Source organism: Phormidium yuhuli AB48 (assembly GCF_023983615.1).
GTDB lineage: Bacteria > Cyanobacteriota > Cyanobacteriia > Cyanobacteriales > Geitlerinemataceae > Sodalinema > Sodalinema yuhuli.
Map to the genome: position 1 here is coordinate 1,400,354 of NZ_CP098611.1, position 23,123 is coordinate 1,423,476.

A 23,123-nucleotide genomic window follows, 5' to 3' on the forward strand; every position below is an offset into this window, starting at 1 on the left:
TTAAAACCCTTGTTAGTCTCCAGCCCCTCAGCGCCGTGACACCGAGAACCACCGGGGGCTTAGGAACTTGGAGCTTGCAACAGATATAGGAGAGATTTTAGCAATGGCGGTTGCAGTTGACCAGCTACTCACGCCGGACATTTCCCGTCCAGCTCGTTACTTGGGAAATGAACTTGGAGCCGTGCGTAAATCCTGGCAGGATGCCGAGGTGCGCTGGGTTTTAACCTATCCAGAAGTTTATGAGGTCGGCGCGTCCAACCTCGGCCATATCATTCTCTACAGCATTCTCAACGCCCAACCGCGCCAACTGTGCGATCGCGCCTACCTGCCGGCCATGGACTTAATCGAGAAATTGCGGGACACCAAGACTCCCCTCTTTGCCGTCGAAGCCCATCGACCCCTCAGCGACTTTGATATCCTTGGTTTTAGCCTCAGCTACGAACTCGGGGCCACGAACATCCTGGAAATGCTGACCCTAGCCGGCATTCCCCTGACCTGGAACGAACGTCTGCAACGGGGGAATCAAGACCCCCTCATCTTCGCCGGGGGCCAAACAGCCACCTCCAACCCCGAACCCTACGCCGACTTTCTCGACTTTGTGGCCCTCGGTGATGGCGAAGAACTCCTGCCAGAAATTGGCCTCGTCATCGAAGAAGGCAAACGAGCCGGCTTAAGTCGTAACGATTTATTACTGGACCTAGCCCAAGTTCCCGGCGTCTATGTCCCCATGTTTTACGACATGGCCGAGGATGGTTCTGTGCGCCCCAATCATCCCCAGGTTCCCGAGCGGGTATTACGACGGGTGGCCCCACCCATGCCCGCCTACTCCATTGGCCTCGTGCCTTATATTGAGACGGTCCACGATCGCCTCACCGTCGAAATTCGCCGAGGCTGCACCCGAGGCTGTCGCTTCTGTCAACCAGGAATGCTCACCCGGCCGGCCCGGGATGTGAACCCAGAGCAAGTGGTGGATACCATCGAAAAAGGGATGCGGGCCACCGGCTATAACGAATTTTCCCTCCTCTCCCTCAGTTGTTCTGACTATCTTTCCTTACCCGCTGTGGGCATGGAAGTCAAGAATCGTTTACAAAACGATAACATTTCCCTCTCCCTGCCCAGTCAGCGGGTCGATCGCTTTGACGAAAACATCGCCAACATCATCGGCGGAACCCGGCAATCGGGGTTAACCTTCGCCCCAGAAGCGGGAACCCAGCGGATGCGGGATATTATCAACAAAGGACTGACCAACGAAGAGTTATTACGGGGTGTCAAAACCGCCTACGAACAGGGTTGGGACAAAGTTAAGCTCTATTTCATGATTGGGCTGCCCGGAGAAACCGACGCCGACGTGATTGGCATTGCCGAAACCGTGCGTTGGCTACAACAGGAATGTCGCAGTCAGAAACGGCGACGTTTTCACATCAACCTCACCATTTCCAACTTCACCCCCAAACCCCATACCCCCTTCCAATGGCATAGCGTCTCCACCCGCGAGTTTCTACGCAAACAAGACCTATTGCGGCAAGAATTTAAGCGGATGCGGGGGGTAAAAGCCAACTTTACCGATGTCCGCATCTCCGCTATGGAGGACTTTGTGGGCCGGGGCGATCGCCGTCTGGGCCCGGTGATTCGTCGCGCTTGGGAACTTGGGGCGGGCATGGATGCCTGGTGGGAAAGCCTCGATCGCGCCTATCAAGCCTGGGAGACGGCGATCGAAGAATCGGGCTTAACCTGGAAATACCGTCAAGTAGAATCCGGGGAATGGAATCTCTTTAAAGACGATCAGGGCAACATCGATCGCCATCAATCCCTCGATGCCCCTCTCCCCTGGGATTACCTCAACACCGGCATTGACAAAACCTGGCTCAAACAAGACCTGCAACGGGCCCTCGAAGCCGCCACCGTCCCCGACTGTGCCTATGAAGGCTGTTCCCACTGTGGCGTATGCACCCCCGACTTCGGCCATAACATCGTCGAAACCCCACCGCCGATTCCCCACTTTGTTGGGCATTTCAAACCCAACACCCAGCGAGAACAGCGGTTGCGGGTGCGTCTAGGCAAACTGGGAGACATGGCCCTGATTGGTCATTTAGACTTCGCCCGTCTACTCGATCGCGCCATCCGTCGGGCCGCCTTACCCATCTCCTTTAGCGGTGGCTATCATCCCAGTCCTCGCATTTCCCCCGCCAACGCCTTACAACTCGGGGCCACCAGTAGCGGCGAAGTCGTTGAATTTGACCTCACCCAACCCCTAGAGGCCGCTGAATTCCAACAGCGGCTTCAGGAACAACTGCCCCCAGATATGCCCATTTATGACGTGCAAACCGTTCCCGTCAAAGGCTTAGCCGCCACCCAAGTTCTGGAACGGGCCCAATATCAGCTCAACCTGCGCTGTGAGAGTCCCGACTGGGCCGCCTGGGTGGCCGCCGTTCTCGAAGCCTCAGAACTCTGGAGCGAACATCGCAGCAAATCTGGAAAAACTCGGGCCATTAATCTCAGAGAGCGACTGTTTGCCCTAGACTATATAGGTTCGCCCCATCCCGAGCAGGCGATCATCAGCTACGAAGGGAGTTGCCGCAATGATGGGACCCTGTTACGACCTGCCCAAGTGGTAGAAATGCTCGAAGCCGTCTCCGGTGCTGAGATTGCCCTAGAGCATGTCCATCGTCAACAGCTCATCCTACGCCCGGAAATTCCCTAAACCTAGCTGTATGGAGTGAGATAGCCCCCTACACTAAACCCACGGAAAAACGTGATATAGTGGGGGGTAAAGTACAAATTCGTACTCAGAAATCGCATCGGGTTTGTCAGGCCCAACACCCCGAACTTAGACCGTTGGGGGATGCGAGTTAGACAGGTGCGAAAGATAACAACCCGTAGGTTTAAAAGATGGGCGGTTCTGACTGGGAGGGTTAGTCTGGCTAACTCCCGTTGGTTCGGTCTACGCTCAGCGTTAACGGCAAGGGGTCGAAACGCCGTCAGAGGTCGATGTCAGAAGATGCGGCAGCCCCTCACTGCGATCGTTATGCGCTCAGGCGAAAGACCATTAGCCCAACTGTCGTTGGTGCTCCTGAGATGGTTTGCCGGTACAGATGTTCCCCACTCTAGTCTTTTCCCAAACGTTTAATTCAGACGCTGAACCGCTATGGGCTCCGGTTGGTCCGACCCTGTACGGAGACAGAGCAACCCTGCGGACTAGCTGGCCTAACCCGATGTGGCACAACTCGACCGTCATCGCCGCCTGATTACCGCCGCTATTCGGGGGTGATTCGACATTTCCCGGCCCAGGCGTTCATTGATGGGAATCTACGGTCAGATCGCCCCACCCCTTTAACCTCCAGAACTCTAAAAAAAATTTGAGGAAATTGAATGCCCAAGCAAATTATTATCGCCGAGCAGCATCGAATTGCTGCTGTCTTTTCTGAAGATCAAATCCAGGAGCTGGTTGTTGCCACTGGAACCCATCAGGTGAGCGATGTTTATGTGGGAACCGTTGAGAACGTGATTCCTGGAATCGACGCCGCCTTTGTCAACATTGGTGATCCTGAGCGAAACGGCTTTATGCACGTGACCGACTTGGGACCCCTACGACTCAAACGCTCCTCCAATGCCATCACCGAACTCCTGACCCCCAAACAGAAGGTTTTGGTGCAGGTGATGAAAGAACCCACGGGGAACAAAGGACCCCGTTTGACGGGAAATATCACCCTTCCCGGTCGCTATTTGGTCTTAATGCCTTTTGGTAAAGGAGTTCACCTATCTCGACGCATCGTCAGTGAATCCCAACGCAATACCTTGCGGGCCTTGGCCATTTTGATTAAACCCGCTGGCATGGGATTACTGGTGCGGACGGAAGCGGAAGGGGTTGGGGAAGATGCCATTATTGAAGACCTAGAGGTCTTGCAAAAGCAATGGGAGGTGATTCTCGAAGAGTACAACACCACTCGGGAACCGACCCTGCTCAACCGGGATGATGATTTCATTCAACGGGTGTTGCGGGATATGTACAACACCGATGTCAACCGGATTGTGGTCGATTCTCCCAATGGACTCAAACGGGTTAAGCAAAACATTGCCAATTGGAATGATGGCAAAAACCTTTCCGTCTCCATTGATCATCACAGCGAATCTCAGCCGATTTTAGAGTATTTCCGAGTCAATGCGGCCATTCGCGAAGCTCTGAAACCTCGGGTTGATCTGCCCTCGGGGGGCTATATCATCATTGAACCCACGGAAGCCTTAACGGTGGTGGATGTCAACTCCGGTTCCTTTACCCGTTCAGCCACTTCTCGGGAGACGGTGTTATGGACTAACTGTGAAGCCGCCGTTGAAATTGCTCGACAACTGCGTCTGCGCAATATTGCCGGGGTCATCGTCATCGACTTCATTGACATGGACTCCCGCCACGATAAGTTAAAGGTCTTGGAGCAGTTCAATACGGAGTTAGCGGCGGATAAGGCCCGACCCCAGATTGCTCAATTGTCCGAGTTGGGCTTAGTGGAGTTAACCCGTAAGCGTCAGGGACAAAACATTTATGAGTTGTTTAGTGAACCCTGTCCCACCTGTACGGGGTTGGGACATTTAGCTAAGCTTCCTGGGGAAGAGGAGGTACGAACGGTTGAGGTGAGCCGCAGTAGCACTGTTGAGACGAGTAAAGGACAATCCTCTCAAACTCCCCCACCTCCTCGTAATGGAGATACACCGGCCCCACGCTTACGGGATAGTGGCCCGAGATTGCGCGATCGCAGTCCCAGTACGGTCGATGTTCCCTCAGACACCCTCTCAGAGAATGAGGGAGAAACTCCAGAAATTGATCTGATTCATCACCCCAGTTATCAAGAAATGGGGGATGGAACCACCCGCCGCCGCCGTCGCCGTCGTTTTGCCAGTCCCGATATCAAAGCTCATGCGGAGGAGACGGCCAAGTCCAACGTTAGCCGTCATGACTCTGCCGATGAGTCTCAACGTGATGGCGTTCCGCGCGCCGGAGGTGAACGTCCCACAGTGGACGTGGCCAACGACAGCAGCCCCGAGCCGGATGTGGAAGAGGAAAAATCTCGCAGTCGCAGTTCTCGGGAGAGTAAAGCCGAGGAGGCTCCTGAAGTGATTACGGTGGAGATGACCCCTGAGGAACAGGAGGTCTACGCCATGATGGGAATTTCTCCCTGCGTTAAGTTGGGCAAGTTTCCCAAAAATCCCAAGTCGGCCACGATTCATGTGATCAGTCCTGGGGAAAACCCGGGAACTCTGGAGGTACGGTCGTTAGATAAAGGCGCGCCGGTAAAGTCCTCGTCTGAGCGGGAGACGGAATCAGCCGTCTCATCTGAGCCAGTGAGTCAGGGGAAAGCGACGGCTACCCTCACTGAGTCCGAGGACAAGGCTGACACCTCCAAGACGGACAGTGACGAGGGGAGCGAAAGCAGTTCTTCCGGGCGTAAAGGTCGCACCACCCGCCGCCGTCGCCGCCGTTCCTCCGCCAGCTCGGACTCGTGACCTTGTTTGAGTTAACCCCCCAGCCTCGTTCCTCCTGGGAGCGGGTGGCTGGGGTGGATGAGGTGGGACGCGGGGCCTTATTTGGCCCCGTGGTCGCGGCGGCGGTTTTGCTGACTCCTGAACAAGAGCAACAGCTACAGGAGATAGGGGTCAAAGACAGTAAGCAACTGGGGGCAAACCAGCGGCAGGCCTTGAACGAGGAGATTCGTGCGATCGCCCTGGATGTCCAAGTGGCTCAAGCGACGGTGGCGGAAATTGACCAATTCAACATTCTCAATGCCAGTTTATTAGCCATGAAACGGGCAGTTTTAGCCTTAACCCCCAGTCCCGACGGCTGTTTAGTGGATGGGAACCGGGCGATTCCTGAATTACCCTTGCCTCAAGAAACCCGAGTGGGGGGCGATCGCCAGGAAATTGCCATCGCCGCTGCCAGTATTGTGGCTAAAGTCTGGCGGGATGCTGCCATTGTCGACTTAGCCTCTGACTATCCCCACTACGATTTAACAGCTAACAAAGGCTATGGAACCGCCAAACACCGCCAAGCCTTAGAGGAATTTGGCCGGTCCCCTCAGCATCGCCGCTCATTTGCCCCCTGTCGCACCGTCCGAGATGCCTCACAACGGCAACTTCAATTCCCGGATGAGCCTCATTAATACCGCTCCAAAAGGCGATTGAGGATTTCTCGGTTATTCTCAAAGACCTGGAGACGAACAAAATCCGGATCAGCTGGCCGCCAGACCACTTGATAGGTGTAATTGGCGTTATACCAACGATAGACACGGCGATCGGGAGTCCCGGCAAACTCCACATTCCACAGTTCTAGGTACTCGCGACTGCCTCGGGCCTGGCCTCGATAATAATAGTTACCCCGATCCATAAATAGGGACAGGTCCCATTGACTATCCCGGAAACTTCCCAGGGGTCGGACTTGGGCGATCGCCGGCCGTTGGGCCACCACCTCAACAATTCCTGGGACTGCCAATCCCACAACCGCAGCCAGAGCAAAGGTATCCAGCCTCATGGTCTTACCTCAAGGGTTAAATGATAATCCCAATATAGCCGAGATTTCCCAGGGTTTTTCCCAAAGATGGTAACAACCGCTACAGTCGAGCGGAACAGTTCAGCCAATGCTAGAAACACCGAGTGTAAGGTGCAGGAGAGCCATCTGTGAAGCTAGAGACCTACGACCCCACAGGATATTACGACGAACTGTTTGCTAGCCAAGGAGAACCCCGGGCCTCCGCCAAACCGCTCATCGACTGGATTAAGACCTTACAACCGGGAGACTTGCGGCGATCGCAAGAAGCGGCCCAAATTGCCCTCTTCAAACTCGGGGTCACCTTCAACGTCTACAGCGACAACCAAGGCATCGAGAAAGTCTTTCCCTTTGATATTATCCCCCGCATCATCTCCGCCCAAGACTGGAGAGGTCTGGAACCGGGCTTACGACAACGGATTACCGCCCTTAACCTCTTCCTCGATGACATTTACAATGAGCAGCGGATTCTCAACGACGGTATTGTCCCCCGCCACATCATCGAGTCAGCCCCAGGCTTCCTCAAACCCTGCATGGGCCTCAAACCTCCTGGAGGGGTCTGGTGTCATATTACCGGCACCGACCTAGTGCGCGATCGCGATGGTCAATGGTACGTCCTCGAAGATAACCTACGAGTTCCCTCCGGCATCTCCTACGTCCTGGAAAACCGCCGCGTTCTCAAAAGCACCTTTCCCAGTGTCTTCCAAACCATGGCCGTCCAGGCCATTGACGACTATCCCAGTCACCTCCTAGAAACCCTCCTCTCCCTGGCCCCGGAACAACTCCCCAATCCCACCGTAGCGGTTCTCACCCCCGGAATTTATAACTCCGCCTACTACGAACATTCCTTCCTGGCCCAACAGATGGGTGTTGAACTCATCGAAGGACGAGATTTAGTGGTTCTCGACGGTTACCTACAAATGCGGACCACCAAGGGCCCTCGGCGAGTGGATGTAGTCTACCGCCGTCTCGATGATATCTTCCTCGACCCCACCGCCTTCAATCCCGACTCCCTCTTAGGAGTTCCCGGACTCATGGATGTGTATCGGGCCGGACGAGTGGCCCTGGCTAACGCCCCCGGAACCGGTGTCGCCGATGATAAAGTTGTTTATTCCTTCGTCCCCGAGATGATTCGTTACTATCTCGGCGAAGACCCCATCCTCCCGAACGTTCCCACCTATCTCTGTTGGCGAGACCAGGACCGTGACCATGTCCTACAAAACCTAGAAACCCTAGTGGTGAAGTCGGCCAATGAAGCGGGAGGCTATGGAATGCTGGTGGGAAGCCAATCCACCGCCGAGGAACGAGCCGAGTTTGCGGAGAAAATTAAAGCCAATCCCCGCAACTATATTGCTCAACCCATCCTCTGTTTATCTCAGGTTCCCACCCTCGTCGGCGAAAGCAACGAAATTGCAGGTCGCCATGTGGATTTACGACCCTATATTCTCCATCGCGGCGATGAGGTCTATGTTCATCCCGGTGGACTGACCCGAGTCGCTTTAAAAGAAGGGTCTTTAGTGGTTAACTCCTCTCAGGGGGGAGGGGCCAAAGATACCTGGGTCTTAATGGAATAAGGCAAACCAGTCTCTGGCAATTGTCGAAGGAGTCGTAGTTTTTCAAGGTTTGTATTGGTATTTTGGATGAGGTTTAAACGATGCTGAGTCGTGTTGCAAATTCAATTTATTGGCTCAATCGCTATATTGAACGGGCTGAAAATGTGGCTCGTTTTATTGATGTTAACCTAAACTTGATGTTGGATTTACCCTCCGGGGTCAGCCAACAGTGGAAACCCTTGGTGGTTACCACCGGTGATCTAAAACTGTTTGAAGAGCGTTATGGTGAGGCAACCGCTGAAAATGTGATTCAGTTTCTCACCTTTGATTTAGACTATCCCAACTCCATTTTATCCTGCTTGCGAGCCGCTCGGGAAAATGCCCGCTCAATTCGGGAAATTATTTCTTCAGAAATGTGGGAAGAGGTCAATACCTTCTATCATATGGTACAAGAGGCGGCGGCAAATAATGGCTATCATAATGTAGATAACCTGTTTCAACAGTTGTTTTTTCATGTGAAGTTTGCCAGTCATCGCTTTGCAGGGGTCATGGATGCCACCATGAGTCATAATGAGGGCTGGCATTTTGGTCAATTGGGACGCTTAATTGAACGGGCAGATAAAAAAGCGCGAATTTTAGATGTTAAATACTATATTCTGTTGCCCTCAGCTCAGTTGGTGGGAACGCCCCTAGATCAAATTCAATGGATTGCCCTGTTGAAGTCTGCGAGCGCCTATGAGATGTACCGGAAATATCAACATCGGATTATTCCGGCCCGTGTGGCTGAGTTTATGATTCTCAACCGTGAGTTTCCTCGGTCGATTAGTTTTTGTGTGCAAGAAGCGGAACGCTGTTTGCATAAAATCACAGGAACGCCCGTGGGAACCTGGTGTAATGGTGCGGAACGGTCGTTGGGACAACTCTGTGCTAAATTGGGGTACATCACCATTGAAGATATTATCGACAATGGACTGCATGAGTTTTTGGATGGTTTTCAAAAGGAATTAAATGCGGTCGATGACCAAATTTCTGCGACCTTCTTTAGCCTAGCACCGTTGGTATCTGAGCCTCCGATGAACCAACAATTTCAAACCTTACACTGGTAAGTTCGTCATGGCGATGTATTGTGGTGGATTGCGAGTTTCAAGCCTTTGCCGATGAGCCAATTTAAAATCGATCACCTCACCACCTATCGCTATAACCAGGCGGTGTTCCTCAAGCCTCATCTCTATCGCCTTTATCCCCATAGTCATGGCCACCAACGACTGTTGAGCTATCGACTCGATGTGACGCCGGAACCGTTGGGGCGATCGCCGGTAGTAGATCTCGATGGCAATACGGTCATTAAACTCTGGTTTGAGAAGCCGACAACCCAACTCCAGTTCCATTCTCAGGCCCAGGTAGAAACCCTACAAACCAATCCCTTTGAGTATCTGCTCGATGATGGGGTGGGACGGCTGCCGATTGATTATCCGAGTTCCCTGCGATCGCAACTTCTACCCTATCTGAATCCTCCCCTCGCACTCCCCCAGGGGGTTGACCCCACCGCTGTGGAGTTAGCCGAAGAACTGTTACATTTAGCCGACCATCAAACCCTACGCTTTCTTAATGACCTGAATCAACGGATTTATAGCCAATGTAATTACGTCACCCGCCTCGACGGAGACCCCCAACCTCCCGGTATTACCTGGCGGACGAGACGAGGCTCCTGTCGCGATGTCACGGTCTTATTTGCCGCCGTCTGTCGCGCTGTGGGATTAGCGGCACGCTTTGTCAGTGGCTATCAAGAGGGGGACCCAGACCAACAGGACTATGACCTTCATGCTTGGGTAGAGGTTTATCTCCCCGGTGCCGGTTGGCGAGGCTATGACCCCACCCATGGCTTGGCGGTGGCCGATGGACATATTAGCGTCGCTGCCAGTCCCTACCCTCGTTATGCCGCACCGGTCCAGGGGACAGTCACCCCCCAGCACCCGGTTTGGGAGAGTGGGCAACCCTTAGAAACTAGCTTAGAGACGCGCATCCGCATTGAGGGCGATCGCCCTTAACGGGGAAACCAACGCCAGTTGCGTAAATCGTGGCGAACCGCAGACCAATAGCGGTGTGGAAACTGGCGATAGTCAAGATGACTTTCGTACAACACCTGTTCAATACGACTGTAGCGGTGCAAAGACCAATAGCGTAGGAGTTGCCAGGAGGGGTGGAGGTCATCCGCCTGCAAAAACGGCTCAGCCTTCTGAATCAGGGTCGGTAGATACTCATCGAGCCAAAAGTCCATCAGACGACGATAGTGAGGTGTCGCAATCGCCGTTCCATCCAAAAACTGCGATCGCTGTAAGCCAAACTCATCCAGCAGTGTCTGGGGAAAATAACAAAACCCCTGCTGAGTATCCTCCGCCAAGTCCCGCAGGTGGTTATAGAACTGGTCTAGAATACCAAAGCGACGAGCCGCCTCAAACTGGTGGGGTTGGAGCAGGGGAAAAACCTGAAAGAAATTACCCGCTAACTCATCATAGAGGGACTCCAACGCCGTAAAGTCTGCAAGGCACAAGTCGTGGCAATGATAGCGAGCAATAGCTTGGATATAGCCGTCCCAAGCCTGAATTCGCCTCAGATCAACCTTCCCCTCAAACCAACATTGTTGAATGGCACTTAACCAGGTTCCCCAGCAGTCCTGAGGGTGAATCACCTGCTGATCACGTAGCCGTTGCCAACTTTGGCAGAACGCCGTAAAACGGGAACCCGGACCCCCGAGGAGATCATTTTCTGCCAAACGATCAACCCAACGAATCCAACGGACTCGTTCGAGCCAATGTTGTCGCCAGGGACGATCCAGGGTTAGGATCCAGGCTGCATTGTCATCATCCTTGAGAGCATCACTCGGCAGAGCCTGGAACTCAGATGACCCGACGAAAGGAGCGATGCTGGTCGGCAATGGGCGTTGCCATACCTGAATTTTAGAGTCGAGATGCACCGGAGTTAACCTCTGTTAAGATATGGAGCCGGAGAGTTGGGGGCGAGATTTAGCCACGTAAGATATGGAGCCGGAGAGTTGGGGGCGAGATTTAGCCACGTCCGTAGCACAAGTTGGGCTTATAGACGGTTAACCGGTAACGGAAAGTTTGGCGATTGAGCATCAAAGCCCCGAACTGCCCAACTCACCAGCTAAGGTCTTGCGGCAAATTACAATAGATGAAGGACAGTGAGTTTGGACATGAGAACACTCCCAGCCATTTAAGCAAACCTAGGACATTTTGGGAAGATGTATTTGACTCCTAGTTGGTCAGACTCTACGGTCTCAGCTGTCTGGATCACTCGAGCTGGGATGCTCCAGATAATACTCTCACCGGCCTACCTCACCGAGTTGTTACCCCTTAACTGAGCGATCAGGAACGTTATGTCTCTCGAACGTGAAAACCATAAATTACGCCGTCGCGTCGCAGAACTCGAACAAGAATTACAAGAGCAGAGGCGTTTCGATAACCCAATGGAACCCATGTCTCAGGGGTTCGCCACTTCAGTTTTTCCCCACTCCCTTGAAGCACCGCTCTCCCCAGCGGAGGACCGCTTTTGTCTTGATAGTCAGCTCTTCTGTGCGTATGTTGAGGCAGCCAATGATATGGTCTATGCCGTCGATTTACAAGGACACGTGACGTTTATCAACTCCTATGGCGAACGGTTACTCGGTTGTTCCCCCCAAGGTTGGCGTGGCAAAACCTATTTGGAGTTTATCTCCCCCCTCTATCGAGATGTGACGGCTCAAGCCTTTGAGAAACTGTTAACCTCTGGAGAACTCAAGGATTTTGAATTTCAGGTTCAAACTAGCGCAGGAACCTGTTTAGACTTAGAAGTTAATGGTCGTCTGTTATATCATCAGGGGGTATTAGTCGGTGGCTTAGGCATTGCTCGGGATGTCACTGAGCGCAAGCAAGTTCAGCGCCAGTTACAGATGTTTATGAAAGCCGTAGATTCTGCCTATGACAGTGTCACGATTGTTGACCCTGATGGCACCCTTATTTATGTCAATACGGCAACGGCTCGTATGTTTGGCTATCAGCAAGAGCAGTTAATCGGTCAACAGAATACCTTATTTTATCAGGACGATGCTGTCATTTCTATGGAGTCGTTGATTGAGCGAGTCTTTGTCAGTGAGCAACTGGGTTGGAGTGGTGAAGTGATGTGTCAACGAGCGAGCGGGGACTCTTTTCCAGCCTTGCTTTCCGTGGGCGTTATGCTACGGGACGCTCCTCGTCCGATGGCGGAGGGGATGAGTCTAAGCCCAGCTCAAGTAGACCGAATTTTAATCACCTATCGCGATATTACGGAGCAGAAAAATAGTCAGGCAAAATTGGCAGCCACAAACTTAGAGCTAGAACGAGCAAGTCGTTTAAAGTCAGTATTTTTAGCCAATATGTCCCATGAATTGCGAACTCCGCTGACCTCAATTTTAGGATTCTCAAATCTTTTGCTACAAAAAATGTTTGGGTCTCTCAATTCCAAGCAAATTCTCTATTTGGAGCGCATTCATGACAGTGGCGAACATTTGTTAAAGCTAATTAGTGATGTTTTAGATTTGTCTAAGGTTGAGGCAGGAAAAATTGAGCTAACCCTTCATTCATTGGTGGCGACTCAGATCTGTCGCGAGGCGATCGCCCTGATGAGTGAGCAAGCACGGCTCAAGCAAATTTCCCTAACCTTAGAGGTAAAAAATCCTGAAATACGGGTGATGGCAGATGAGTTACGGTTACGACAGATGCTCTTGAACTTGCTATCTAATGCCATTAAGTTTTCTGAGGCCGGGACGCAGGTGCAGTTAAATGTTGAACAGGATAAAACTTATGTTTACCTACGAGTCCGTGATCATGGTTTGGGGATTCCTGAGTCGCAGCAAGCTTTGTTGTTCCAGCCTTTTCAACAGTTAGATAGTTCCCTGGCCCGTCACCATGAAGGGACTGGATTAGGATTAGCCCTAACTCGTAAGTTGGCAGAACTCCATGGCGGAACTGTAACCTGTCGGTCAACATTAGGAGAGGGAAGCCAGTTTACAATTATTTTGCCCCGGCAGGTGCAGATTCCTAGCCTCCCCATGGAAACCCACCCAGGACGTGATGGCCGAACTGAGTCGCCTGAGGGGGAGTCAGGGTCTTTGCTCCTCGTGGAAGACCATCAAGCTAATGCCCTGTTACTAACGGACATTCTAGAGTTCTGGGGCTACTGTGTCACTCATGTTAAGGATGCCTATGAAGCTCTGGCTTGGTTACAAGACCATCATCCCGATGCCATGCTCGTGGATATTCATCTGCCGGAATTCGACGGACTGCAACTGACGCAAGAAGTGCGTCAGAGCTTTGCTGAACCGAGAATCCCCATTATCGCCATTACGGCTCTAGCCATGGCGGGCGATCGCCAACGCTGTTTAGACGCCGGCTGTGATGATTATCTGACCAAACCCGTCAGTTGCGATCGCCTGGCGGAACTGCTCAAAAAACATCTCGACAGGACTCCAGACCCCTCATATCCCCCTGAGTGACCCGAGATTGAGGGGTTAATCCATCTTTGGGGCGATCGCCTGAGTCCAATCTGATTTATCATAGAGCGGCGGGTTGAGTCTTGTGTCATCTTCACCCAGTCACAACCCCTCAATTTTTGGATCTAGGCAATTTCATGACGTGTTTAAACGGTCTTCTGGCGTTTCAGTTTGCCTCGCCAGGCCCGGTTTTGTTCGAGTTAGGCCCTCTCAGCGTCCGCTGGTATGGTTTTCTCATTGCTAGTGCCGTCTTGTTGGGGGTAACCCTAGCTCAAGTTCTCGCCCCCAAACGGGGACTTAACCCGGACTTAATTGGAGACTTTGCCATTTGGGGATTGTTGGGCGCGATTCCCATGGCCCGTCTATACTATGTTGCGTTTCAATGGCAGGCCTATGCCGATCGCCCGGCTCAAGTCTTTGCCATTTGGCGAGGTGGCATTGCCATTCACGGTGCCATTCTTGGAGGAGTTCTGGCGGGGCTGTTGTTTGCCCGGCGACAAGGGATCTCCTTTTGGCAACTATTTGATATCATTACCCCGTCGATTATTCTCGGACAAGCTATTGGACGGTGGGGAAACTTCTTTAATTCAGAAGCGTTTGGCCGGCCCACAGACCTGCCCTGGAAGCTTTATATTCCCCAGGCAATGCGTCCTCCTCAATATCTACAAGAGGCTTACTTTCATCCCACATTTCTCTATGAATCCCTGTGGAACCTCTTTGTATTTGCCCTCTTGCTGTGGCTATTTTTTCAAGGACAACGGGGTAAGCTGCGTTTAAAACCAGGAACCCTGTTTCTCAGTTATGCGATCGCCTATAGTCTGGGTCGTTTAGCGATTGAAGGACTGCGTATGGATAGTCTAATGCTCGGACCGCTGCGGGTAGCTCAACTGGTGAGTCTGGGGGGGATTCTCCTAGGAGTCGTTGGCTTAATTTGGCTTTACATTTTTGGGCGCTCCTTACCAGATGTCAGGGCTAAGACGGACTCAGGATCATCCTAGGGTTAAGAGACTCTGGCAGGTTAATAGTCCAAGTTAGGTCTAACCTTAACCTTCTCTTCACCTAGTATCTATAGAATCTAGCCTGGCGATGGCTGTGCGATCGCCAACCATTGCTTAAATTACAAAGAGAGAGTCGAGTACGTTATGGTTTTTAAGGGACGTCTTTTCCTTGGCGCTTTGGCTGCGCTGACCGCTGGGTTGACCGCTTGTGGTCCTGGGGAACCCCCCGACCCTCAGCAAGCGGCCCAGGGTGGCGGTGGTGGCGGTGGAACAATTGCCATCAGCGGTGCCGGAGCGACCTTCCCCGCGCCATTATTTCAGCGTTGGTTTGACACCTATAACCGGGAAGTCGATTCCCGAGTGCAGGTCAGCTATCAGTCCGTCGGGAGCGGTGCCGGACTTGAACAATACATCAACGGAACCGTCGATTTTGCGGCTAGTGAAGCTCCCATGGAGGGCGATCGCCTAGAATCGTTCCGAGAGCGTTTTCCCTTTGAACCGCTACAACTTCCCCTGGTTGGAGGATATGTCGTCTTTGCCTACAACCTTCCTGGAGTTGATGAAGAGATACAGTTCTCTCGCGAAACCTATTGCGGCATGGTTGAAGGGAGCATTGATAACTGGAACGATCCCGCCATTGCCGAGGATAACCCTGGGGTTGATTTCCCTGACTTGCCCATCACCTGGGTTCACCGGTCTGACGGTTCCGGAACGACCTTTGTCTTCACCAATCACCTCGACACCATTTGCCCGGATTGGCCCGCTGGTGCAGGAACATCCGTGGATTGGCCCGTAGGCATTGGCGGTCAAGGAAATGAAGGGGTTGCTGCCGCCATTTCCCAAAATGAAGGGGCATTGGGCTATGTTTCCTATGCCTTTGCCCAGCTTAATGAGATTCCCGTAGCCCGGATTGAAAATGCAGCTGGTAACTTCCCCGATCCTCTCCCAGCCAATGCCTCTTTGGCCTTTGAAGGGGAAGACGTTCCCGACGACTTTGCGCTTCTCGTTCCCGATCCGCAACATCCCGACGCTTACCCCATCTCGGGTCTAGTTTGGGTTTTGGTCTATCGCGAGTATGACGATGCCGAAAAATGGCAAGCCATGAAAGACGTATTTGAATGGGCGATTGGCCCCGAAGGGCAAGCCATCACAGAAGAACTCTTCTATGTTCCCATCCCCGACAGCCTAATCGAGCGCATTCAAGAAGAACTCGATGGGGTCCAGGCCGGATAACCCCTAACCCTAACCCCCTAAGCGATGCAGCTTAGGGGGCCGCGTTCTGAATTTGACCTGTTTGCCCGTCCCGTTCACACCACTATGACTTCAGGAACCGACCGTGAGTTTGCCAGTTCAGGCAAATCCCTTGATATTTATAAGCGTGCCTCCACAGCCAGGGTTCTCGATCTAGGCTTTTGGGGACTCACCTTGAGTTTAGCCATTGGCGGTGCCGCTGTTCTGGTTTGGATTATTCTACAAACGGCGATCGCAGGCTGGCCGGCCATGCAGTTATTTGGACTGCGTTTCCTGGTTACCAGTAGTTGGAATCCCGTGACCAACACCTACGGCGTTTTACCGCAAATTTATGGAACCCTAGTTACCACCATCATTGCTCTGATTGTGGCTGTTCCCGTGGGAATTGGCACAGCAGTGTTCCTCACGGAAGACTTTGTCCCCAAATTCATTCGCACCCCTATCGCCTTTGCCATTGAGCTGATTGTGGCGATCCCCAGTGTGGTGTTGGGCATTTGGGGCATTTTTGTCCTGATTCCCGCCTTACGGCCCTTCTTCCGTTTCCTCAATAGTTCCCTAGGCTGGCTGCCCTTTTTGGGTGGTGGTGCCCCCCGAGGTAACAATCTTCTATTAGTGGGCCTTGTCTTGGCCCTGATGATTACTCCCGTGATTGCCTCTCTCACCCGCAGTACCTTTGAAGTCCTGCCCAGTGAACTGCGTCAAGGTTCCTTAGCTCTTGGGGCAACCCGCTGGGAAACCATTTTACGGGTGATGATTCCGGCCGGACTCTCGGGTATTATCAGTTCCATCATGTTAGCCATGGGTCGCGCCATGGGAGAAACCATGGTAGCGGCGATGTTAGTGGGGAATGCCAACCGCATTAACGCCTCAATTTTGCAGCCTGGGTCAACCATTACCGCCTTAATTGCCTCCCAGTTTGGCGAAGCGGGACGCACCCAGGTAGCCGCCCTCATGTATGCCGGGGTCGTTTTGATGATTTTATCTCTAGTCGTCAACATCATCGCCGAACTGATCATCCGCCGCTATCAAAACATTGAGCGTTAGACCATCTAGCCAGTTGACCGATTCATTCCTGAAATCCAATACCAAGAAGCATCATTTAAACGTCTTATGGGGAGTCTTCCAGATACAACTCATGATCAGCCGTTTGAAGTCCCCGATTTGACCTCAAACGCCATCAGTGGTAACCGCGCTGTCCTCGGTAAGGTCTTAACGATACTGAGTGGGGTTTGTGTGGCTTTTCTGATCGTGCCACTGTCACTGTTACTGATTAATATCGTTGCTAAGGGTCTGCCCCGCATGACCCCACAACTATTTACCGAACTGCCCCCGCCACCGGGGTTAACCGAAGGGGGAATTGGTCATGCCATTATCGGGAGTGTTATGACTCTCGCGATCGCGGCGGCGGTGAGTTTTCCCTTTGGGGTGTTAGCGGCCATTTATTTAGCAGAATTTGGTCGAGGAACCCGGATTGCTTACTTCGTCAAGTTTTCCGCCAACGTGCTAACCGGGGTTCCCGCCATTCTCTGTGGACTCTTTGCCTACACCGTTGTGGTAGTTCCCCTGGGCCGCTTTTCCGCATTTTCTGGGGGGATTGCCCTTGGGGTGTTGATGTTGCCCATTGTCATCCGCTCAACGGAGGAATCCCTCTTACTCGTTCCCCTAGAAATGCGGCAGGCGGCTATTGGAATTGGGGCAACGCGCTTCCAAACGGTCATGAAAATCACCCTACCGGCCGCGTTACCGGCAATCGTCACTGGGTTAGTATTGTCCTTAGCACGGGCGGCGGGGGAAGCGGCTCCCCTGTTGTTTACGGCCTTTAACAATAGTTTCTGGTCAACAGACCCAAGAGGCCCCATTGCCACCCTCCCTGTATTGATTTATTTCTTTTCAATTGTTCCATTCAAGGCGCAGCAAGAATTGGCTTGGGCAGCAGCCTTTGTCTTAATTGTGATTGTCTTGATTAGTAGTTTGCTCGGTCGGATGTTTATCCGCGCCAAGCGATTTTAGGAGATTTGTCGAGGGGGGGTCATCTCAACTGATGTCCTCAGGTCTTGGTCGGATGTGTTAACCCTTGTTCAAGTCATTGTTGTTTTTTGGAGGTTTTTACCTATAATGTCTGATTCATATCACCCGTCTCAATCTGCGCCAAATTCAGCAGCCCTGTTAGCTGAAGCGGCACTCAAGACTGAGAATCTTAATGTTTACTATGGTGATAAGTTAGCGGTGCGGGATGTCAGCCTAATCATCCCTAGAAACCGGGTTGTGGCGTTTATTGGCCCCTCTGGCTGCGGGAAAAGCACGGTTCTGCGCTGCTTCAATCGCATGAATGATTTAATTACAGGGGCACGGGTAGAAGGGCAAATTACCTTCTACGATGTAGATTTGTATGGCAAATCTGTTGACCCCGTATCCGTGCGGCGGCGCATTGGTATGGTCTTCCAAAAACCCAACCCCTTCCCCAAGTCCATTTTTGAGAATATCGCCTTCGGGGCCCGCATTAATGGCTACAAGGGAGATCTCGATGAATTGGTGGAGCAATCCCTGCGCAAGGCGGCCATTTGGGATGAGGTCAAGGATAAGCTCAAAGAGAGTGGTTTGGCCCTATCTGGGGGGCAACAGCAACGGCTTTGTATCGCTCGGGCGGTCGCCCTCTCCCCGGATGTCATCCTCATGGATGAACCCTGTTCGGCATTAGACCCCATCTCCACGATGCGGGTTGAGGAACTCATCCATGAACTCAAGCAGCAATACACCATTGTGATTGTCACCCACAACATGCACCAAGCCTCGCGGGTGTCGGATTTGACGGCATTTTATAACGCAGAAGCCACTCAGAAGGGCAACAAGGTCGGCTATTTGGTGGAATATGACGAAACCACCAAAATCTTCCACAACCCGGCTCGTCAGGAGACCCAGGACTATGTGAGTGGTCGTTTCGGTTAATCCCGGTAGGGGCGAAAAATCTTTCGCCCCTATCCCGATAATTTCGGGGATGGGAGGAGGGGGAAGTAATGGCCCACTGGGCCCTGGCCTTCACCAATCGCTAAAGCATGATGCAACGCTTGGGTGAGATAGATTTTGGCTTGTTTAGTCGCCTCTAGGGGAGACTGCTTCAGGGCCAAATTAGCGGTCATGGCCGCAGAAATAGTGCAGCCGGTTCCGTGGGTGTGATGGGTTCCCACGGTTTCGGTTCTGAGAACTTCGAGGGTCTCCCCGTCAAACCAGACATCGACGCCACAGAGTTTCCCCCGCATTCCGCCGCCTTTGATTAAGACCGCCTGACTGCCGAGTTTAAAGATGGTTTCGGCGGCGGCTTTCATGTCGTCGAGGGTGTGAATCTCTTGCTTGGCCAGGATTTGGGCTTCGTAGCGATTGGGCGTGAGGACGGTGGCCTGGGGAATGAGGCGATCGCGTAGGGTGGCGATCGCCTCATCGTCAATCAAACAAACTCCAGTGCGAGATACCATCACCGGGTCCACCACCAGGCGATCGCAATGGTAAGACTGCAACCGCTCAGCCACCACGGCCATAATCTCAGCGTTGAGCAGCATCCCCGTCTTAATGGCATCTGCCCCAATATCGTTGACAACTGCATCAATCTGTGCTATGACACTTTCCGGTGGTAGAGCATCCACCCGGGTCACACTGAGGGTATTTTGAGCCGTAATACAGGTGAGGGCACTGGTTCCATGAACACAGTGAAAGGCGAAGGTTCGCAAGTCTGCCTGAACCCCGGCCCCACCACCGCTATCGGAGCCAGCGATGGTCAGGGCCACAGGAATCTTAACCGAGGGTTGGCTGACTCTCGGACGCTGTACCATGCCCTATTCCCGACCCCGCCGCCGCTGCAAGAACTCAGGAATATCCAAACCGACCCCAAAACGAGGCGGGGGAGACCCCACCGGGTCACGGGGAGCTGGGGGAATATAATCACTCGACCGGGTCGGTTCTGGAGTTTGGACGGCCCGATTAGCATCATAACCCTGACTCTGTCCGGAAAAGCCCGTCGCAATCACGGTCATTTTCACTTCCCCTTGCATCCGTTCATCCAACACGGCCCCAAAGATGATATTGGCATTGGGGTCCACCACCTCATAGATGGTTTCCGCCGCCGCCGTCACCTCATGCAGGGTTAAATCCATGCCCCCAGTGATATTAAAGACCACCCCTTGGGCCCCCTCAATCGAGGCTTCGAGCAAGGGAGACGAAATCGCTGCCGCCGCCGCTTCCCGGGCCCGAGATTTCCCCGACCCTTGGCCAATGCCCATCATGGCTGAACCGGCATCCGCCATCACGGCACGAATATCCGCAAAGTCCACATTCACCAAGCCGGGGATGGTAATAATATCGGAAATCCCCTGAACCCCCTGACGCAGAATCTCATCAGCATAGCGGAAGGCCTCTTGAACTGGGGTCTGTTCAGGAATCACCGCCAACAATTTGTCATTGGGAATAACAATCAGGGTATCAACGCGGCTTTGGAGGGCTTCAATCCCTTGTTTTGCCTGTTCCGAACGGCGACGGCCTTCAAACAAGAAGGGACGGGTGACAATCCCCACGGTCAACGCCCCCGCTTCCTTGGCTAACTCCGCCACAATTGGGGCAGCCCCCGTTCCGGTTCCGCCCCCCATTCCAGCAGTAATAAAGACTAAATCGGCCCCTTCTAGGGCGGCCATGAGTTCATCGCGGCATTCCTCCGCCGCCTTCTGACCAATGGCAGGATTTCCTCCTGCACCTAAACCTCGGGTGATTTTTTGTCCGATTTGCATCCGCTTGGCGGAGGTGGCGTGAACCAACGACTGAGCGTCAGTATTCACCGTCCAAAATTCAATCCCCGAGAGTTCCGAGGCAATCATCCGGTTGACCGCATTACCACCGCCCCCACCCACACCGATGACCTTAATTCTGGCCTCGTTACTGGGCTGGATTGAGGCCGGAGTGGGGGTTTCCTCTGGGACTCGTCGGTCTTCAGAACGCTCTCCATACAAGCCCGCGTTGCCGAAGGGATTAGGGTTATCTGCGGCGACTGGAAAATTCGATTGTCCCTCAGAAGGGGGGGTTGGATGCGACGCGAGTTGACTGTTTGAGGTCATTGGAATCGAGCGAAATCGGTTAACAAGAAGTTTCGAGGTTCGGCAACTGAAACGTCAACAGTACGGTGCAAGGAGTTACGGCGATCGCCCTTCAGGCAAGTCAGAGCTTGGGGGTAAGGTTCCAGGAGGAAGACCCACCCGAGACTCACGGCCGCCCTAGACGTGATCAGCAGTGGACACACCGACAGCGTAAGGATGGGTTATCCAAATTAAGAGGGAATCCGTCCGAAGTTTAACATTTTTCAGCGGTTGCCTCCTTTCCCGAACTGAGAAATCTCTCGCGAGGAGAGAGGACCAGCTCAAGACCTTATCTAGTTAAGGCGTGCGATCGCCCCATTGAGGAGATAAACAACGCCGACTCGACCGGAGAATAACCCATCATACCAGCAACTGGCAAGGCCATTCAATCACTGGATGGGGACTCACTGGCTTCACTAGAGCGTTTCTGAAGATAGGGAACGTCAGGATTTTGCAGGTCGATATACTCCACCTCCCGCATCTCCACCTCTTGGGGAAGATACCGCAGGCCATCCAGGGCTTTGAGTTTTTCGGGCAAGCGATCGTTGAGAGTCCCCAGATGAACGGAGCCTAGGGTCTGAGTCTTAAGGATGACTTGGCTGGGATCGCGCCAGTCAATTTCAGTCACCTCCTCGACCTTTACAGGACTGGCCTTGAGGGTGGCATAGACCTCGGGCCAGGACTGTTCGTAAACTTGTCTGGCTCCCCGAACTCGCAGGGCAGGAAGTTGGGGCAGTTGGGTTAATACATCATGACTATCCATGGGAACCCAAAGACCTTCAGGGTCGAGGAGTCCCACTTGCTCTTCTAAGACCCCTTCAGGGTTTCGTTTCGGAGGAAGTAAGGCCACGGCGACTGAGGCCCGTTCTTGAACATGAATCATCAGTCGTGGCGGCAAGACTTGACGTTGAACTCGTGCTGTGCTCAGAGGAAGATTATTTTCGAGGTGATGGGCAATCGCCTGGGGACTGACTTGTACTAGGGTTTCTGGATAGGACAGGGGTAACTGTTGGCGGACGATGGTATCTGGCAACCATTGATTGCCGGAAATATGGACATCTTCGGGACTTTGGATGACCCAGTTGGGATGGGAGAGGAACCACAGGGAACCGGCGGCAGCACTGCCAACAATCATCAGTCTCCAGAGCATTCCCAGTCGGCGGCGTTGTCGGCGAGTACGAAGACGGTGGCGGCGTTGTTGGAGTAGGTGAGGGGGAAGGGGGGTCATGGGGGGGAAGGCAAGAGGCAAGAGGCAAGGGGCAAGAGGCAAGGGGCAAGAGGCAAGAGGCAAGGGGCAAGAGGCAAGGGGCAAGAGGCAAGAGGCAAGGGGCAATCCCTTGTGGTTGCCCAGGTGTTAGGGGGTTAGGTGGGGGTTGAGTTGATGGGCGGTTTGGGTGAGTTGGTGGAGTCCTTGGAGGGAGCCTTGGATTAGCTTCATAGCGGCGGCGGGTTGCTTCAGGAAGGCTTGGGTTAGGGTGATGGGTTTTAAATTGCCGTTGGGGGCGATCGCCTTCGATATATCGGGTAAATCTTGCTGGCAGTCGTCGCTGATGACTCGGATCATGGCCACGTGGGGGAAGGCTTGCCAAATGGCCCACCCCTCCATGTCCACGACGGCGGCCCCGCTGGTTTGTGCCAGCTGCTGTTTCTGTTGGGCCAGATGAAGGATGCGATCGCTGCTATAGACGCTGTATTGGGGTAAGGGTTGACCTTGCTTTTCATAGAGATGAGCCAGTTGCCTCAGGAGATGATCATCGGCCCCTTGGGACTCTCCCTGGGGACTGAGACAGCGATCGCACAACACCACATCCCCGGGACGCAGTTGGGGAATGAGACTCCCCCCTAGGCCCATGACGAGGACGCGCTTGGCCTGACGATACTGGGGTTGCGATCGCCAGGTCTTCAGGCTGGCCTCTACGGCCGTCAAGCCGGCGGGAATGGCAACAATGGGAATGGGTAACTGGGCCCGCTTTACAGCCTGGTACTCGGCACCTTGGGGAACCAAAATGAGATCAAGGGATAAGCTCATGGTTTAATCTTCATGGTTTCCTGAAAAAAACCAGATTTCCTGACATTTTAAGGGAAGATTCCCAACTTAGAGCAATTTACTGAAAAGGCTCGGTTGAGTCTCATGCCGTTGAGGTCATCGAG

General features: G+C 53.1%; 18 protein-coding genes. 12 read left to right on the forward strand and 6 right to left on the reverse strand.

Annotated elements, in window-relative coordinates:
* Nucleotides 1–103: 103 nt before the first annotated feature.
* From NEA10_RS06060 to NEA10_RS06070, 3 genes are all read left to right on the forward strand, one after another.
* A complete protein-coding gene (locus NEA10_RS06060) occupies nt 104–2,701 on the forward strand; it encodes a TIGR03960 family B12-binding radical SAM protein (RefSeq protein WP_252664380.1) in 2,598 nt (865 codons plus the stop codon).
* A 668-nt stretch (nt 2,702–3,369) separates the two neighbouring features.
* Nucleotides 3,370–5,493: a ribonuclease E gene (gene rne / locus NEA10_RS06065; protein ID WP_252664381.1), complete on the forward strand. Its 2,124-nt coding sequence runs from the start codon at nt 3,370–3,372 to the stop codon at nt 5,491–5,493.
* A complete protein-coding gene (locus NEA10_RS06070; protein ID WP_445164666.1) occupies nt 5,490–6,146 on the forward strand; it encodes a ribonuclease HII in 657 nt (218 codons plus the stop codon). The genes rne and NEA10_RS06070 overlap by 4 nt, the downstream gene beginning before the upstream one ends.
* On the opposite strand, the gene NEA10_RS06075 is transcribed toward NEA10_RS06070, so the two are convergent.
* Nucleotides 6,143–6,514 (reverse strand): hypothetical protein, encoded by a 372-nt coding sequence (locus tag NEA10_RS06075; protein WP_252664383.1) that lies wholly within the window; start codon nt 6,512–6,514, stop codon nt 6,143–6,145. The two genes, NEA10_RS06070 and NEA10_RS06075, sit on opposite strands and share 4 nt — an antisense overlap.
* 146 nt (nt 6,515–6,660) lie before the next feature.
* Between NEA10_RS06075 and NEA10_RS06080 the strand changes: the two genes are divergently transcribed.
* The 3 genes from NEA10_RS06080 (at nt 6,661) to NEA10_RS06090 (ending at nt 10,130) form a co-directional block, all read left to right on the forward strand.
* Nucleotides 6,661–8,103: a circularly permuted type 2 ATP-grasp protein gene (locus NEA10_RS06080; protein ID WP_252664385.1), complete on the forward strand. Its 1,443-nt coding sequence runs from the start codon at nt 6,661–6,663 to the stop codon at nt 8,101–8,103.
* 80 nt (nt 8,104–8,183) lie between these two features.
* Nucleotides 8,184–9,188 carry an alpha-E domain-containing protein gene (locus NEA10_RS06085; RefSeq protein WP_252664387.1) on the forward strand — a complete coding sequence of 335 codons (1,005 nt, stop codon included), beginning with the start codon at nt 8,184–8,186 and terminating at the stop codon, nt 9,186–9,188.
* Nucleotides 9,189–9,239: 51 nt separating this feature from the next.
* The gene (locus tag NEA10_RS06090) at nt 9,240–10,130 is read left to right on the forward strand and encodes a transglutaminase family protein (RefSeq protein WP_252664388.1); all 891 of its coding nucleotides are present in this window, start codon (nt 9,240–9,242) and stop codon (nt 10,128–10,130) included.
* Here NEA10_RS06090 and NEA10_RS06095 read toward each other — a convergent pair.
* The gene (locus tag NEA10_RS06095; RefSeq protein ID WP_252664389.1) at nt 10,127–11,056 is read right to left on the reverse strand and encodes a squalene/phytoene synthase family protein; all 930 of its coding nucleotides are present in this window, start codon (nt 11,054–11,056) and stop codon (nt 10,127–10,129) included. The two genes, NEA10_RS06090 and NEA10_RS06095, sit on opposite strands and share 4 nt — an antisense overlap.
* A 423-nt stretch (nt 11,057–11,479) precedes the next feature.
* Here NEA10_RS06095 and NEA10_RS06100 point away from each other — a divergent pair, with 423 nt between their 5' ends.
* The 6 genes from NEA10_RS06100 (at nt 11,480) to pstB (ending at nt 18,804) form a co-directional block, all read left to right on the forward strand.
* On the forward strand, nt 11,480–13,612 hold the full coding sequence (locus tag NEA10_RS06100) for a PAS domain-containing hybrid sensor histidine kinase/response regulator (protein WP_252664391.1): 2,133 nt from the start codon (nt 11,480–11,482) through the stop codon (nt 13,610–13,612).
* 134 nt (nt 13,613–13,746) lie between these two features.
* On the forward strand, nt 13,747–14,607 hold the full coding sequence (lgt, locus tag NEA10_RS06105) for a prolipoprotein diacylglyceryl transferase (RefSeq protein ID WP_252664397.1): 861 nt from the start codon (nt 13,747–13,749) through the stop codon (nt 14,605–14,607).
* Nucleotides 14,608–14,751: 144 nt separating this feature from the next.
* Nucleotides 14,752–15,840, forward strand: coding sequence for a phosphate ABC transporter substrate-binding protein PstS (pstS, locus tag NEA10_RS06110; protein WP_252664398.1), 1,089 nt, complete (start codon nt 14,752–14,754; stop codon nt 15,838–15,840).
* Nucleotides 15,841–15,924: 84 nt separating this feature from the next.
* Nucleotides 15,925–16,902 carry a phosphate ABC transporter permease subunit PstC gene (pstC, locus tag NEA10_RS06115; RefSeq protein WP_252664399.1) on the forward strand — a complete coding sequence of 326 codons (978 nt, stop codon included), beginning with the start codon at nt 15,925–15,927 and terminating at the stop codon, nt 16,900–16,902.
* A 66-nt stretch (nt 16,903–16,968) separates the two neighbouring features.
* On the forward strand, nt 16,969–17,868 hold the full coding sequence (gene pstA / locus NEA10_RS06120) for a phosphate ABC transporter permease PstA (protein ID WP_252664401.1): 900 nt from the start codon (nt 16,969–16,971) through the stop codon (nt 17,866–17,868).
* 105 nt (nt 17,869–17,973) lie between these two features.
* Nucleotides 17,974–18,804, forward strand: coding sequence for a phosphate ABC transporter ATP-binding protein PstB (pstB, locus tag NEA10_RS06125; protein WP_252664403.1), 831 nt, complete (start codon nt 17,974–17,976; stop codon nt 18,802–18,804).
* Nucleotides 18,805–18,833: 29 nt separating this feature from the next.
* Here pstB and thiD read toward each other — a convergent pair whose 3' ends face one another.
* From thiD to NEA10_RS06145, 4 genes are all read right to left on the reverse strand, one after another.
* Nucleotides 18,834–19,682 (reverse strand): bifunctional hydroxymethylpyrimidine kinase/phosphomethylpyrimidine kinase, encoded by an 849-nt coding sequence (thiD, locus tag NEA10_RS06130; RefSeq protein ID WP_252664404.1) that lies wholly within the window; start codon nt 19,680–19,682, stop codon nt 18,834–18,836.
* A 3-nt stretch (nt 19,683–19,685) separates the two neighbouring features.
* Nucleotides 19,686–20,954: a cell division protein FtsZ gene (gene ftsZ / locus NEA10_RS06135; protein ID WP_252664405.1), complete on the reverse strand. Its 1,269-nt coding sequence runs from the start codon at nt 20,952–20,954 to the stop codon at nt 19,686–19,688.
* A 403-nt stretch (nt 20,955–21,357) separates the two neighbouring features.
* A complete protein-coding gene (locus NEA10_RS06140) occupies nt 21,358–22,200 on the reverse strand; it encodes a cell division protein FtsQ/DivIB (RefSeq protein WP_252664407.1) in 843 nt (280 codons plus the stop codon).
* 126 nt (nt 22,201–22,326) lie between these two features.
* Complete coding sequence (locus tag NEA10_RS06145) at nt 22,327–23,001, reverse strand: phosphorylase family protein (protein WP_252664409.1); 675 nt, start codon at nt 22,999–23,001, stop codon at nt 22,327–22,329.
* Nucleotides 23,002–23,123: the final 122 nt, after the last annotated feature.

Bases quoted from the DNA above. Each gene is read 5' to 3' on its own strand.
- NEA10_RS06060 (WP_252664380.1), top strand. From the start codon at position 104: ATGGCGGTTGCAGTTGACCAGCTACTCACGCCGGACATTTCCCGTCCA.
- rne (WP_252664381.1), top strand. From the start codon at position 3,370: ATGCCCAAGCAAATTATTATCGCCGAGCAGCATCGAATTGCTGCTGTC.
- NEA10_RS06075 (WP_252664383.1), bottom strand. From the start codon at position 6,514: ATGAGGCTGGATACCTTTGCTCTGGCTGCGGTTGTGGGATTGGCAGTC.
- NEA10_RS06085 (WP_252664387.1), top strand. From the start codon at position 8,184: ATGCTGAGTCGTGTTGCAAATTCAATTTATTGGCTCAATCGCTATATT.
- NEA10_RS06090 (WP_252664388.1), top strand. From the start codon at position 9,240: ATGAGCCAATTTAAAATCGATCACCTCACCACCTATCGCTATAACCAG.
- NEA10_RS06100 (WP_252664391.1), top strand. From the start codon at position 11,480: ATGTCTCTCGAACGTGAAAACCATAAATTACGCCGTCGCGTCGCAGAA.
- lgt (WP_252664397.1), top strand. From the start codon at position 13,747: ATGACGTGTTTAAACGGTCTTCTGGCGTTTCAGTTTGCCTCGCCAGGC.
- pstS (WP_252664398.1), top strand. From the start codon at position 14,752: ATGGTTTTTAAGGGACGTCTTTTCCTTGGCGCTTTGGCTGCGCTGACC.
- pstC (WP_252664399.1), top strand. From the start codon at position 15,925: ATGACTTCAGGAACCGACCGTGAGTTTGCCAGTTCAGGCAAATCCCTT.
- pstA (WP_252664401.1), top strand. From the start codon at position 16,969: ATGGGGAGTCTTCCAGATACAACTCATGATCAGCCGTTTGAAGTCCCC.
- pstB (WP_252664403.1), top strand. From the start codon at position 17,974: ATGTCTGATTCATATCACCCGTCTCAATCTGCGCCAAATTCAGCAGCC.
- thiD (WP_252664404.1), bottom strand. From the start codon at position 19,682: ATGGTACAGCGTCCGAGAGTCAGCCAACCCTCGGTTAAGATTCCTGTG.
- ftsZ (WP_252664405.1), bottom strand. From the start codon at position 20,954: ATGACCTCAAACAGTCAACTCGCGTCGCATCCAACCCCCCCTTCTGAG.
- NEA10_RS06140 (WP_252664407.1), bottom strand. From the start codon at position 22,200: ATGACCCCCCTTCCCCCTCACCTACTCCAACAACGCCGCCACCGTCTT.
- NEA10_RS06145 (WP_252664409.1), bottom strand. From the start codon at position 23,001: ATGAGCTTATCCCTTGATCTCATTTTGGTTCCCCAAGGTGCCGAGTAC.